This window comes from Candidatus Hydrogenedentota bacterium (assembly GCA_019637335.1).
Lineage (GTDB): Bacteria > Hydrogenedentota > Hydrogenedentia > Hydrogenedentales > JAEUWI01 > JAEUWI01.
Genome location: JAHBVV010000002.1, coordinates 63,473 through 77,361, shown reverse-complemented (window position 1 = coordinate 77,361; position 13,889 = coordinate 63,473). Strand labels below are relative to the sequence as shown.

Below are 13,889 nucleotides of genomic sequence, written 5' to 3'. Positions count from 1 at the left end.
GACCCCCCGATCCAACATGAAAAAAATACTCCAGATAGCCCTCAACGCCCTCCGCGTCTTTCTCCGCGTCTTCATGCCCGACCTCGCCCAGCGCATGGACGCCGAAGGCCAGTTTCAGGTCGAGGACGACGCCGCAAATGCCCTCGAAGAAGCCAACTACATGCTCGTCGAGGACCGCGGGGCCCCCGTGACCATCGTCGTCTTCTCCGGGCTCGACGTGCTCTACGCCGGTCTCGCCCGATTCGAGTTCCAGGGCGTACTCCGCCGCATCGACTTCGACGCCAACCTCGTCTTTCTCCGCGATTGCCAGCGCGCCGCCTTCTTCGTCGCGCCCGACGGATCGCCCGGCGGCCACGCCTTCTACGAAGACGCCATCAACCGCGTACTCGGTCGCCTCGGCGCCGCCCACAACATCGCCCTCGGCTCCTCCATCGGCGGAACCGCCGCCATCATATTCGGAACCCGCTGCAACTTTCACCACATCATCAGCTTTGGCGCCCCCTTCGAGCTCGACGTCTATACCCGCCCCCGCCGTCTCATGACCTCCATCTTCGACTTCAAAAAGTTCTTCACCGAGCCCGCAGCCTACTGGGAAATGCTCCTCGTCACCTCCGCCGCCATCTGGGGCGTCCGCCACATCCTCCGCCGTGCGCAACTCAACGCCATTCCCGATTTCGCCGGCGCCTATCGCGCGCGGCCCGACCGCCCGCACATTTCCGCCTTCTACGGCGAGACCGCCTGGCCCGATGTCGAGCAGGCCCAGTACCTGAAGGATATCCCCGAGGTTTCCCTGCACCCGCTCCCCACCGGACGCCACAACACCCCCGTATTTCTCAAGAAGACAGGCGCTTTTGAGTCCACCATGGCCGCCGAAATCACCCGTCACTACCGCCCCGAAGGCGCATCCGGGACGCAGACATTCCCGTCCGCGAAAAATGTAGGATAGCCGTCCCGGCTGTCCACGGCGGCGAAGCCGCAAAGGATCGCGGACATTCCTGTCCGCGGCAACGTAAGCAAAGATTACCAGGAACTCATGCGGTCTGTGTCTCAACCCCAGATTCCAACGTCACCACCCCCAACCCGAAACTTGTAACCCGCAACAAATTCCCCTATCCTGCCCTCAAAACCCGGGGGCGCCATCCCCCGCATACGAAGAATAAAGGACCCCATTCATGTCGACACGCCACACGGTAACCCGCCGTGACTTCATCCGCACCACCACCACCGCCGCCAGCGCCCTCGCCATGACCGCGAAAGGGTACGCACAGACCCCCGGCGCCAACAATCGACTCCGCATGGCCTTCATCGGCTGCGGGACCATCGCCACCCACCACCTCGAAAAACTCCTCAAAATCCGCGAAGACGAAAACCTCGATCTCGCCGCCGTCTGCGACGTCTACACCCGCCGCGCCGAAAATTTCCAGGGCAAAATCAAGGAAGCCGGCGGTTCCGCCGACCTCCACAAGGACTATCGCGAAATCCTCGGCCGCGACGACATCGACTACGTCCTCATCGCCACCCCCGAGCACTCCCACGCCTACATCACCCTCGACGCCCTCGACGCCGGGAAACACGTCTACGTCGAAAAGCCCATGACCCACGACATCAAGGAAGGCCAGGCCGTACTCGCAAAGGCGAAAGAGACCGGCCTCAAGCTCCAGGTCGGCGTCCAGGGTATGGCGGACGACAGCTACGCCTCCGCCTGGGAGGCCATCCAGGCGGGCAAGCTCGGCAAGCTCGTCCACGCCCAGATCGACTACGTCCGCAACTACGAAGGCGACGGCCCCTGGCGCCGCGGCGGCAACCCAGACGCCGCCAAGCCCGATGACCTCGACTGGATCGCCTGGCAGAAGCCCGCGCCCGAAGTGGACTGGGACCCGCGCCGCTACTACGAATGGCGCTGCTACTCCGAATACTCCGGCGGCGTCGCCACCGACCTCTTCATCCACCGCCTCACCCGCCTCATCAAGGCCTGCGGGCTCGAATACCCCGATCGCGTCGCCGGCATGGGCGGCATTTACACCTGGGACGACGGACGCGACCTTCCGGACAGCTTCGAGATGCTCGCCGAATACCCCGCGCGGGAAGGCGTCACCAACGGCATGACCGTCCACGTCCTCGGCACCATGGCCAACGACGACGGAAACAGCCACTGCATCCGCGGGACCGACGCCACCCTCACCTTCAACAGCAAGGGATGGGAGATCAAGAGCGACGTCAAGGCCGACAATGACGCCATTATTGCCACCCACAAAAAGACCGGCGGCGAGGATGTCGATCCCCACCACCGCAACCACCACAAGGCCATCCGCGAAGGCGCCGATCTCAACTGCCCCCCCGAACTCGGCCTCTACGGCGTCACCGCCGTCCGCATGGCCAACCTCTCCTGGTTCCAGAAGAAAATGATGGCCTGGGACAAGGAAAAAGAGATCGTGACGCCGTCATAGACAAAGGGTGCGGTTCTGATATTACCGCGCCCAGACAGTGGGGAAGTAAGAACAGTCTCGATCCTTGCACTTCGCCGAAAACCCACGATGATACGGGCTTTCAGCCTTGGCCGAAATCGTCGTCATTCTTCCGGGGCCTGTGGCCCAGGATGATATGATCGGGCGCCTTCGGCGCTGAAGAAGCGATCTTCAAGGCCGAAGGCCTGTTTCAAAGCAGCCTGGGCTATCGGCCCCGGCAAAGGGATCCAATAAGCGATGAGGCTGAAGGCCCGCTTTATAGCGCTCGTAATTCATCGGTAATATCAGAATTGCACCCTGGTCAAAGGGAACCGCAAACCCAAAGGAAAGCCCGCCAAGCACTGCGCCCGGTTCATATCCCCACGCGCCCACAAATCATCCGCCCCCTACCGGATCAGCATTACGTCCCCATACGAATAAAACCGAAACTCCCGCGCAATCGCATACCGGTACGCCTCCAGGGTCAACTCCCGCCCCGCAAACGCGAATACCAGCGCCAGCAGGCTCGACTTCGGAAGGTGGAAGTTCGTCTGGAGCACATCCACCCCCTGGAATTCATACGGCGGATAAATGTACTTGTCCGTCACCCCTTCCCCCGCGTGATACCTTCCCTCCCGGAACTGCGTCTCCAGCGTCCGCGTCACCGTCGTGCCCACCGCCGCCACCCGGCGGCCCGCCGCCCGCGTCGCGTTGAGCTTCGCCGCCGCCGCCTCGCCCATGTGGAACTCCTCCGGATCCACGTAGTGGTGCTCCAGACGCTCCGCCGTAATCGGTTTGAACGTCCCATACCCCACGTGCAGCGTGATCGCCGTCTTCTCGACGCCCCGCGCCGCCAGCCCCGCAAACACCTCCGGCGTGAAGTGCAGCCCCGCCGTGGGAGCCGCAACCGCCCCCGGGCGCTCCGCATACACCGTCTGGTACCGCCGCAGATCGCTGTCCGTGTGCCCCTCACGGTGGATATACGGTGGAAGCGGCAATTCACCGATCTCCTCCAGCGTCCGCAATACATCCGGGCGATCGAAATGCACCCGACGCCGCCCCTCCGGCAACACCGCGCCCGCCGTCGCCACAATACCCCCGGCCAGTGACACCGGCGTCCCCGGGCGGACCTTCGCCGAAGGCCGGACCAGCGCCGTCCATGTGCCCGGCCCCTCCTCGTGCAGCAAGAAGATCTCCACCCGCCCCCCCGTGGGCTTCTGGCCGTGCAGCCGCGCGCGAATCACCCGCGTATCGTTCAAGACCAGGCAATCCCCCGGATCGAGGTACGCCGGTACGTTGGAAAAGACGTCCTCGCGGATGCTTCCAGTGGCCCGATCGATCACCAGCATGCGCGACTGGTCGCGCTCCGGACAAGGTTCCTGCGCAATCAGGCGCTCCGGCAGGTCGTAATGAAGATCATCAATAATCATGGCGGGTCCAGGACAGGTTTCTTGGGGGCTCACATGATCGCACAGCCGCGATGCGGGAAGCCAGAATGCGGCCGCGCCGCCGCCGCGCGAACTTGCGCCCCGCGGTGCGGTTGTGCTTCCATGCTCAAAGGCGTGCTTCGATTTATCCCTATGCCACTACCGAGGAGATTGCTCACATGCGTTCCAGGCTCCTGCTCTTTCCCGCATTCCTCATTATGGCCAGTTGCGGCGGCCAGGAAACCACCACCTCCAGCGCGCAACCCGCCGCGGCGGCGGAAACGGCCCCCGCCGTCGCTCCCGCATCGGCCGGCGCACCCGGAGAAATCCAAACGGCGGCCGTTGGAACGGTGGACGGCGCCCACTGGCCCAACTGGCGCGGCCCCGAAGGCAACGGCTCCAATCCCGCCGCTTCGCCGCCCACCACCTGGAGCGAAACCGAAAACATCAAATGGAAGGTCCCGCTCCCCGGGACCGGCCAGTCCACTCCCATCATCTGGGGCGATAAGATCTTCCTCCTCACGGCCTCCGATGTAGGCGGCGGCGCGTGGGCCTTTGAAGTCGTCTGCCTCAACCGCGCCGACGGTTCCATCGCCTGGCGCCAGGAAGCCGCGCGCGAAGTTCCCCAGGAGGGACACCACCCCACCGGCAGCTTCGCGCCCTACTCCGCCGTCACCGACGGCCAGTTCGTCTGGGCCAGCTTCGGTTCGCGCGGCCTGCACTGCTACGGCGTCAACGGCAACCACCAGTGGAGCGTTCCCCTGGAGAAAATGCGAATGAAGCGCAGCTTCGGCGAAGGCAGCTCGCCCCTGCTCGTGAACGACTCCATTATCATCCTGCAGGACCACGAAGGCGACTCACGCATCGCCGCGTATGACAAGAGCACCGGAGAAATGCGCTGGGAAACGCGGCGCGACGAACAAACCACCTGGACCTCGCCCGCCGCCATTGAAGTCAACGGCGCCATCCAGATCGTCGTCAACGGAACCAACCGCATCCGAAGCTACGACCTCGCCGGCGGCGCCCTCATCTGGGAATGCGGCGGCATGACCCAGAACGTCATCCCCACCCCCGTCTTCGCCAATGGCATGGCCTACTGCGCCAGCGGCTTCCGCGGCCACGCCCTCGCCGCCATCAAACTCGGCCACACCGGCGACCTCACCGGAACCGACGCCGTCGCCTGGACCATCGGCCAGGGCACGCCCTACGTCGCCTCGCCCCTCCTCTACGACAACCGCCTCTACTTCGTCGACACCCTCAAGCCCGTCCTCAGCTGCGCCGACGCCGTCACCGGCAATGTCCTCTTCGACCGGGAAACCCTCGAAGGCCTCGCCAACGTCTACGCCTCCCCCGTCGGCGCCGGCGGGCACATCTACATCGCCGACCGCGAAGGCAAAACCGCCGTCCTCAAGAACACCGGCGAATTCAATGTCGTGGCCGTCAACACCCTCAACGACGGCTTCGACGCCACCCCCGTCGCCATCGCCAACGAACTCTACCTCCGCGGCCAGCAATTCCTCTACTGCATCGCGGCGTCGTAGGAGAAAGAAGATTTTGTACTTTCGCGAGGTCACGCGGTGATTCACGTTTATCTTCAGATCCTGCCGCCTAATCTTGACATAAGATGCTGCGATAATACTCAATGAACATCATGGACGAGCATCCCAAAGCTTTTCGAGTTGGCCAATTATATTCCAGCATCGAGATTCAGGAAGCCCTCTCCGTCGGAAATGCCGGAGGCGTTCGGGTAGCAGTCAACTCAAATGGCTTTGTTAAGCGAGTGGTGGTAATGACCTCAGCGCCGTCTGCACGCCAGGCGAAGGAGAATCCCTACCATGACCGGCTTGAGGGCGATTGTCTTGTATATACCGGGTCAGGGCTGGAGGGCGAACAATCGCTGGCGGGGGCAAACAAGCGATTTCCACAGCAGGTCGCAGATGGTTTCCCCATATACGGATTCATGATTGTTGGAAGCCGGCGCGACCCCAAACTGGGGCCAAGGCGCTGGAAGTTCCTGGGATTGCTCGAGTACATACGACACTTTCCCGATACGCAGGTAGATGCTCGCGGAAACATTAGAAAGGTCTGGTTGTTCGAATTCAGGATTCACAATGAGCCTGAAATCGTTGCGGTACAGCACGACTTTGATTGCTCACGGCTCGCACTCGCGACATCTCGGTTGGAAAACCGAGACGGCGAGGACGAAGCGTCGATCGAAGAAACTTCTCGAAATCCAGAATCTAACGCTGGGGAATTCGACCCAATTGAACTAGAGTCGATCCGGCGGAAGCTACTTTCCAAGGCTCCGGAGGCATTCGAAAACTTCGTGAAGGACTTGATGGTCGCCACTGGCTACGAGAACGTATGTGTTACGCGATTCACCCAGGACGGAGGAGTTGATATCAACGCAAACGTAAGCCCCAAAGTCTGGGCCCTGAGTGGTTTACGTGTCCAGGTGCAAGCCAAACGATGGCTTCATACGGTCGGTAGAAAGGAAGTCGCTGAACTGCGGGGCAGCCTGGAACAACATGCTCGGGGCGCTGTGGTTACGACGAGTCATTTCTCGAAAGCTGCGATTCTTGAGGCAGGCGCAAATGGCAAGTCCCCGATTGCACTCATTGATGGCTATGCATTGGCGAAGGTCACCAAGATTTCAGGCATTGGCGTCTGATATCGAAGCCAGGCAGGGCCATCTCGCCCCCCCCTATCCCCCCAGCACCCGCGCCCGCGCCCGCCGCACAAAATCCCGCTCGCTTTCGTAGGTCATCTCGGCCTCCGCGCGCTCCAGCGGAATCCACGCCGGCTCGAAAAGCGCCTCCTCCGCACCCGTCGGCTGCGGCGCGCTCCGCTCGGGATTCGTCAGTTCCATCAGGTAGTATTGCTCGTCCCGCTCGTGGTGTTTCCCCCGAAACGTGAACGACGAATGCCCCAGCCCCAAGTCCGCCGTGATCCGCACGTGGCAATACCCCGATTCCTCGCACACCTCCCGCATCGCCGCGGCCTCCGGCGACTCCCCGTCGTCGATATGCCCCTTCGGCAGCCGAACCTCGTGCACCAGCACCCCCTCCCGCTCAATATCGCGGACGATCACCAGCACCTCGCCGCGATCATTCACCACCACGCCCCCGGCCGTCTTATGATGCTTCGTCTTCATGCCATCCCTTCAATTCCGCATGCCCGCATTCCGAAGTCCAACGCTACGCCTCCGGATACGTGAACACCACCTGATCATCCGCCACGTCCACCGTCACCTTTCCACCCTTCTCCAGCCGGCCGAAAAGCAGTTCATCCGCCAGCGGCGTCTCGATTTCCGCGCCGATCAGCCGCGCCAGCGGCCGCGCGCCGTACTTCTCGTCGTACCCCTTCTCCGCGAGCCACGTCCGAGCCGCGTCCGTCAGGGTCAGCGTCACCTTCCGGTCCGCAAGCTGGCGCTGCACCTGTCCCACGAACTTGTCCACCACCTGCACGATGACCGGGGCCGGCAGCGGGTTAAACGCCACAATCGCGTCGAGCCGGTTCCGGAATTCCGGCGTAAACGCCTTCTCGATCGCCTTGATGCTCTTGTGCTTGCTGTCGTTCGCCGCCGCCTGGAAGCCAATCGCGCTCGACGCCAGCTCCCGCGCCCCCGCGTTCGACGTCATAATCAGGATCACGTTCCGGAAATCCGCCTTCTTGCCCATGTTGTCCGTCAGGCTCGCATTGTCCATCACCTGCAGCAGCACCGTGTAAATGTCCGGATGCGCCTTCTCCAGCTCGTCCAGCAGCAGCACCGTGTACGGGTTGCGCCGGATCTCGTCCACCAGCAACCCGCCCTGGTCAAAGCCCACATACCCGGGCGGCGCGCCGATCAGCCGCGAAACCGCGTGCTTCTCCATGTACTCACTCATGTCGTAGCGCGCAAAATGATTCCCCAGGATGTTCGCCAGCTGCCGCGCCACCTCCGTCTTGCCCACCCCCGTCGGCCCGGTAAACAGGAAGCAGCCGATCGGCTTGTCCGCCCGGCCCAGGCCCGCGCGCGACCGCTTGATCGCCCGCGTGATCTGGGTGATCGCGTCTTCCTGCCCGTAAACCACGTGCTTCAACTCGTAGTCGAGCATCCCCAGCTTTTCCTTGTCGGAAGAGGACACGCTCCGCGCCGGGATCCGCGCGATCTCCGCGATAATCGCCTCGATGTCCTGCGGGCGGATGGACTTCCGGCCCGGCGAACCCTCCAGGCGCACCGCCGATCCCGCCTCGTCCAGCACGTCTATCGCCTTGTCCGGCAGGAACCGATCGTTGATGTGCTTCGCCGAAAGTTCCGCCGCCGCGCGGATCGCGCTGTCCGTATAGCTGATCCCGTGGTGCGCCTCGTAACGCGGTTTCAGACCCCGCAGGATCTGGATCGTTTCCGGAACGCTCGGCTCGTTGATGTCGATCTTCTGGAAGCGCCGGCTCAGCCCCCGGTCCTTCTCAAAGTGGTTCTTGTACTCTTCATATGTTGTCGACCCGATGCAGCGCAGCTCCCCGGAGGCCAGCGCCGGCTTCAAAATCGTCGACGCGTCCATCGTCGATTCCGACGTCGCGCCCGCTCCCACCAGCGTGTGGATTTCGTCGATGTACAGCACCACATTCGGCCGCCCGTCCAGCTCCTTCAGCACCGATTTCAGCCGCTGCTCGAAGTCGCCGCGGAATTTCGTGCCCGCCAGCATCCCCGCCAGGTCCAGCGCCACGATCTCCGTGTCCATCAGCGCTTCGGGAACGCGCCCCTCGTGAATCGCCAGCGCCAAACCCTCCGCCAGCGCCGTCTTGCCCACCCCCGGTTCCCCCACGAAAATCGGGTTGTTCTTCCGACGCCGCCCCAGCACGCGGATCGTCCGCCGCAGTTCCGGCTCGCGACCGATCAGCGGATCGATTTCGCCCCGCGCCGCCTTTTCGTTCAAATTCGCCGTGTACGACTCCAGCGGGCTACGCCGCGAAGCCCCCTCCTCGTCCTCGTCGTCCTCGTCGAACGTGCTGTCGTCGCCGCCAAACGAAATCCCGCCCGCCGTGATCCCGTGCGAGATGTAATTCAGCACGTCCAGCCGCGAAATCCCCTCCTCCTGCAGGATCCACGCCGCGTGCGAATCGTCCTCCTCCATCATCGCCGCCAGAATATCCCCCGCGTCCACCGCCTCCTTTCCCGAAAACTGGACATGCAGAAACGCCCGCTCCAGCAGCCGCTCGAAGGCCGGCGTCTGCCGCGGGATGTTCTCCTCCCCGGGCGGCAATACCTCCAGCTCCGCCGTGAAAAAGGCCTCCAGCTGCCGCTCCAGGTGCGCCAGGTTGCCCCCGCACGCCCGCAGGATCTCCGCGCCCCGACGATCGCGCAGCATCGCAAAGAGCACGTGCTCGTTGCACAGATACTCGTGGCGGCGCTCGCGGGCCTCCCGGAGGGCTTCCCCCAGGGTCGCCTCAAACTCTTTGCTGATCATGGGCATCTTTCCTTACACCCGGACCCGGATGGGCGAACCCTATTCCGGCTCCAGCGCGCAGCGCAGGGGAAACTCCATCTCCCGCGCCCGTTCGTGGACCGTCTTGACCTTCGACTCGGCTATCGACTTGACATATACCCCCGCCACGCCCGTCCCATTCTCATGCACACTCAGCATGATCTGCACCGCCTCGTACTCCGAACGCCGGAACACATCCATCAATATCGCCACCACGAACTCCATCGTGGTGTAATTGTCATTCAGCAACAGAACCTTGAAGCGCCGCGGGCGCTCGGCCTTCTGTCTGTCCTTCAGGGCCGCGCCCTGGCCCGGCGTCCCAATAATCTCTGCCACGGATACCCGACTCCTTCTATGCCTGAACCGTTCGGCGCGGCGGCCCGCGCCCGCGCCGCGCCTGAACATAGAATAGCACAGTTCGCCGCCCCGCCGCAGTTGAGCCCCCCGCCGCCCGCGCGGTACAATCTACGTTTCACCGGAGTACGCCCCCAATGACCGACGACGGCTACATCAACTATTTCCACGTCCTCCAGCTGGATGAAGACTGCAAATCCGGCGACGTGCGCAACAGCTACAAGCGCCTCACGAAAAGTCTCCTCATGGAGATCTCGCGCACCCAGATCACCGACAGCCGGCGCGACGCCTTCCTCCTCGAAATCGCCATGCTCAACGCCGCTTTTTACATCTTGCGCGACAATGACTTGCGCGAAAAGTACCAGGCCGATCGCGCCAACGTCATCGCCCTGGAAGACGCCTGGCAGAACGCCGCCCGCAATACCCCCGAAAGCGTCGATGGCCACCGCCGGCGCTTCGACGCCGCCCTGCGCCACTTCCTCTCCCGCTACATGGAGGAACTCGTCCTGGAGGCCGGGCGCGACAAGGAGTGCGTCGAGGCCAGCCGCTGGAGCCGCGCCCACGAGCGCCACGCCAGCCGCGTGCTTCGCCACTACCGCCAGAGGCGCTACCACGAAATCCACGAGCGCCTGCCCTACTACGAAATCACCGAACCCCAGGTCGACTGGGACGAACGGCGCGCACTCGTACAATCCAGCCTGACCCACGAAAGTACCGCCTGATGGCACGCACCAGGGAAATCCAGAAAGCACCCGTTAGCCAGGAAACCATCGACCGCTGCCTCGCCAAAGCGGTCGCCGAAGGCGATATTGTCAGCCTGCGTTTCCTCTTCATCTCCTACTCCCCCCTCCGGGCCGAGTCGACGGAAGACATCAACGCCGACAAGTACGCCTACCTCGTCCCCGGTTCCGATGGCGGTCCGCGTTTCGAGGACGCCCTGGCCCTCGCGAAAACCCCCGAAATACAGGCCCATGTGCGCGCACAACTCGAAAAAAAGGGCCCGCCCCAGTTGCCGTACGGCCTCGTGATGCGTCTCGCGGACAACGCCGTCCAGCTGGGTAAATTCAAGGCCGCCGCGCAGGCCTACGAGCTGCTCCGGATCCGGGCGCGCATGCAGCAGACCTTCCTCGAAGAGGCCGACGCCGCCCTCGACGCCAACGACATCCCCCGGGCCGTACAGGGCTACCGCGTCGCCGTCGGGCTCGACTACGACTACGCCGCCTTCCCAGAGCCCATGCCCGCCGCCCCGAACTACCAGAGCCGCGCCCAGATTCTCCACGCGGAATACCCCCGCCGCCCCGAAGATGCCGTGGCCCTGCAACCGCCGGACCGCCACGTCGCCATCGCCCTGGGCTACCTGCTACTCAACTCCCAGATCGCCGCACGCCTCGAAGATCGCCCCCTGGACGTGCGCCTCGCGTTCCTCGTCGAGCTCGTAAACCAGCTCGATCCCGAATGGGACGCCTTCGCGGAGCGCTACAAGGAAGCCGGCCGCCTCGTCGCCGCCATCGGCGCCCGCCTCCAGAAAGAGGCCAGCCAGCGCGGCCAGGCCGCCGGACTCGCCGAGGAAATCAAGGCCCTCCAGCAGGAGGAAGACCCCGCCGACATACCCCGGCTGCTGCTCGGGCGCGATATCCCCGACGGCGAATGGTGGCAATACGTTAAGGAGCTGGCCTACGAACACCCCGCGTCTGTTCTGTTCGTCGTGCGCCAGTTTGTCAATAAGGACCTGGAAATTATCATGCCGCGCTATGCCAGCAATTCGCCCGTCATCGAGGCGCTGGGACTCGCATTGGACGAAGCCTGAGCAACCGCGCGCGCAGAGGAATCCGGTAGTATGGGGCTCCTCATCGACCTGCATCTACATACGCGGCGCCATTCCGCGTGCAGCCGCATCGACGAACGCCAGCTTATCGACCGTGCCGTAAGGGCCGGCCTCGACGGCCTCGTCATCACCGAGCACCACTACCAGTGGTCGCGCGAAGAGCTCGACGAACTCGCGGCCGCCTCGGCGCATCCGGGCTTCCTGCTCCTCGCCGCCTTCGAATACAGTTCCGCGCGCGGCGATATCCTGATATACGGCCTCGAGCCACACCAGGTCCGGGAATTCCCGCCCGGGCGCCCGCCCGAGGCCATGCTCGAAAAGGCCCAGCGCATGGGCGCCGCCTGTATCGCCGCGCACCCTACCCGCGCCGCCATCCCCTTCGACGAACGCATCGCCCACATGCCCTTCGACGCCCTGGAAATCAGGAGCGTCAACCTCGCTCCGCACGAGCAGCGGCTCGCCGAAAAACTAGCCCGCGACCTCGGGCGCGCCGCCACTACCGCCAGCGACGCGCACCGCCTCGAGGATGTCGGCCGTTACGCCACCGAGTTCGACGGGCCCATCCAATCCATGGCCGACTTGCAGAAATCGCTGCGAAATGGTACATTTCGACCATATAACTCCGTCGGGAAGACAGTCTGATGATGACAGAAGATACCCAGGCCCCAGCGGCGGCGCCGGACACCGAGGCCCGTGGCGACATGAAGCGGGAAACCGCCGAAGTCGTCAAAATGGTCGTATTGTTTCTTCTGGTGTTCTGGGGCCTAAAGGCTTTAGTGATAGAAGGTTACGAGGTGCAAGGCGACTCCATGGTGCCCACCCTCGCCGACCGCGAGCGCATCCTCGTCTTCAAGCTCCCCACCATCATCTCCCGACTCCCCATCGTGGGTGGATTTGCCCCCATGGACGACGGCGACATCGTCGTCTTCGAAAGCACCGTCGAGAACAACAAGCGCTACATTAAGCGCGTCATCGCACAGGGGCCTCCCGTGCGGGGCGGCTCCAACACCGTCCTCGCCACCGAACACGGCGGGGACCCCGCCGCGGGCGGCGTCAAGGTTGAATTCGACGCCGGGCGCGTCTACATAAACAATCGCCTCATCGACGAACCCTATCTGGTCGACGAGGAAAAAGTCTCCACCGACGTGCGCGATCCCGTCGTCCTCGGAGCCGGCGAATACTATGTCCTCGGCGATCACCGCAGCGTCAGCAAGGACAGCCGCACCTTCAGCGCCGTCGACGACAGCCAGGTCATCGGCCGCGCCGTCCTCCGCATCTGGCCGCTCAGCAGTTTCGGCTTGCTGTAAACCCGCCCGCCGCCCGGATTCGCCCTGGCTCCGCCGCAATTCGCCAACGAAGGTCAAAGGATGTGCGCCGCGTGAAAAAAACACTCATTTTCAGCGACGTACACCTCAAAGCCATCCCCGAAGACCGGCCCCGACACCAGGAATTCGTCGACTTCCTCCACCGCTTCTCCCCCGATGAATTCGAGTGCGTCATCTGCCTCGGCGACCTCTTCGACTTCTGGTTCGAATACCGAAACGTCATCTTCTCCGATTTCTTCGACGTGCTCCGCGCATTCGCCAGCCTCCGGGATGCCGGCGTCGCCCTCCACCTCGTCTGCGGCAACCACGACTTCTGGGGGGGGCGCTTTCTGCGCGATGAACTCGGATTCAACATCCATCCCGACGCCATGGAACACCAATTCGGCGAATTGCGCGCCCGCCTCGTCCACGGCGATGGCATCAACCCCGAAGACTGGCGCTACCGCGCCTACAAAAGAATTGCCCGCAATCCATTCGTCATCGGCGCCTTTCGCTGCATCCACCCCGACTGGGCCATGGCCATCGCCCGGGGCGTAAGCCACGGAAGCCGCACCTACCTCGGCACGAAAAACCCCTACACCGGACCCGAAGCCACCTCCCTCCGCCGCTACGCCACCGGCGTCCTACAGCGCGGCGAAGCCGACGTCGTCTTCTGCGGGCACGCCCACGCCCCCGCCTTCGAAACCATCGCCACCCCCACCGGCGAAGGCCTATATATCAATACCGGAGACTGGCTCGATCACCGAAGCCACACCATCTGGGACGGACAACACTTCCAACAATACATCGAAGGCCCCGGCGTAGACGTAACCGGCCTCAAATAGCGAAAACCACACCACAGAACCCTCCCAGCCGTCCCAGCCACCCAGCCCACCCAGCCCACACCAACCGCCCCAACCCTCCCAGCCACCCAGCCACCCAGCCCTCCCAACCTCCCCAGCCGGCCCAGCCGTCCCAGCCGTCCCAGCCGTCCCAGCCGTCCCTGCTGTCCCTGCTGTCCCTGCTGTCCCTGCTGTCCCTGCTGTCCCTGCTGTCCCTGCTGTCCC

General features: G+C 63.6%; 13 protein-coding genes. 9 read left to right on the top strand and 4 right to left on the bottom strand.

All coding sequences use genetic code 11. The features are described 5' to 3' along the window. Nucleotides 1-16: 16 nt before the first annotated feature. Together KF886_03920 and KF886_03915 are read left to right on the top strand one after the other, a co-directional pair. Nucleotides 17-946 carry a hypothetical protein gene (locus KF886_03920; protein ID MBX3176484.1) on the top strand — a complete coding sequence of 310 codons (930 nt, stop codon included), beginning with the start codon at nt 17-19 and terminating at the stop codon, nt 944-946. 226 nt (nt 947-1,172) lie between these two features. Further along, entirely contained in the window at nt 1,173-2,447 is a 1,275-nt protein-coding gene (locus tag KF886_03915) for a Gfo/Idh/MocA family oxidoreductase (protein ID MBX3176483.1), read from the top strand. Nucleotides 2,448-2,851: 404 nt separating this feature from the next. Here KF886_03915 and queA read toward each other — a convergent pair whose 3' ends face one another. After that, nucleotides 2,852-3,874: a tRNA preQ1(34) S-adenosylmethionine ribosyltransferase-isomerase QueA gene (queA, locus tag KF886_03910; protein MBX3176482.1), complete on the bottom strand. Its 1,023-nt coding sequence runs from the start codon at nt 3,872-3,874 to the stop codon at nt 2,852-2,854. Nucleotides 3,875-4,050: 176 nt separating this feature from the next. Between queA and KF886_03905 the strand changes: the two genes are divergently transcribed. Together KF886_03905 and KF886_03900 are read left to right on the top strand one after the other, a co-directional pair. Next, nucleotides 4,051-5,412: a PQQ-binding-like beta-propeller repeat protein gene (locus KF886_03905; GenBank protein ID MBX3176481.1), complete on the top strand. Its 1,362-nt coding sequence runs from the start codon at nt 4,051-4,053 to the stop codon at nt 5,410-5,412. Nucleotides 5,413-5,513: 101 nt separating this feature from the next. Further along, complete coding sequence (locus KF886_03900; GenBank protein ID MBX3176480.1) at nt 5,514-6,542, top strand: restriction endonuclease; 1,029 nt, start codon at nt 5,514-5,516, stop codon at nt 6,540-6,542. Nucleotides 6,543-6,575: 33 nt separating this feature from the next. Here KF886_03900 and KF886_03895 read toward each other — a convergent pair whose 3' ends face one another. Genes KF886_03895 through KF886_03885 form a run of 3 tightly spaced genes read right to left on the bottom strand, consistent with a single transcriptional unit; the run spans nt 6,576 to nt 9,744 of the window. Continuing rightward, nucleotides 6,576-7,025: an NUDIX domain-containing protein gene (locus KF886_03895; protein MBX3176479.1), complete on the bottom strand. Its 450-nt coding sequence runs from the start codon at nt 7,023-7,025 to the stop codon at nt 6,576-6,578. 43 nt (nt 7,026-7,068) lie between these two features. Then, nucleotides 7,069-9,321, bottom strand: a complete 2,253-nt coding sequence (gene clpA / locus KF886_03890) for an ATP-dependent Clp protease ATP-binding subunit ClpA (GenBank protein MBX3176478.1) — start codon at nt 9,319-9,321, stop codon at nt 7,069-7,071. 39 nt (nt 9,322-9,360) lie between these two features. Next, nucleotides 9,361-9,744 (bottom strand): ATP-dependent Clp protease adaptor ClpS, encoded by a 384-nt coding sequence (locus tag KF886_03885; protein ID MBX3176477.1) that lies wholly within the window; start codon nt 9,742-9,744, stop codon nt 9,361-9,363. Between the two features lie 86 nt (nt 9,745-9,830). Between KF886_03885 and KF886_03880 the strand changes: the two genes are divergently transcribed. From KF886_03880 to KF886_03860, 5 genes are all read left to right on the top strand, one after another. Beyond that, nucleotides 9,831-10,415, top strand: a complete 585-nt coding sequence (locus tag KF886_03880) for a hypothetical protein (GenBank protein MBX3176476.1) — start codon at nt 9,831-9,833, stop codon at nt 10,413-10,415. Further along, nucleotides 10,415-11,500: a hypothetical protein gene (locus KF886_03875; GenBank protein ID MBX3176475.1), complete on the top strand. Its 1,086-nt coding sequence runs from the start codon at nt 10,415-10,417 to the stop codon at nt 11,498-11,500. Before KF886_03880 ends, KF886_03875 begins: the two co-directional genes overlap by 1 nt. Nucleotides 11,501-11,530: 30 nt before the next feature. After that, entirely contained in the window at nt 11,531-12,160 is a 630-nt protein-coding gene (locus KF886_03870; GenBank protein MBX3176474.1) for a PHP domain-containing protein, read from the top strand. After that, a complete protein-coding gene (gene lepB, locus KF886_03865) occupies nt 12,160-12,825 on the top strand; it encodes a signal peptidase I (protein MBX3176473.1) in 666 nt (221 codons plus the stop codon). The genes KF886_03870 and lepB overlap by 1 nt, the downstream gene beginning before the upstream one ends. Nucleotides 12,826-12,896: 71 nt before the next feature. Next, nucleotides 12,897-13,667: a UDP-2,3-diacylglucosamine diphosphatase gene (locus tag KF886_03860; protein ID MBX3176472.1), complete on the top strand. Its 771-nt coding sequence runs from the start codon at nt 12,897-12,899 to the stop codon at nt 13,665-13,667. Nucleotides 13,668-13,889 lie beyond the last annotated feature (222 nt).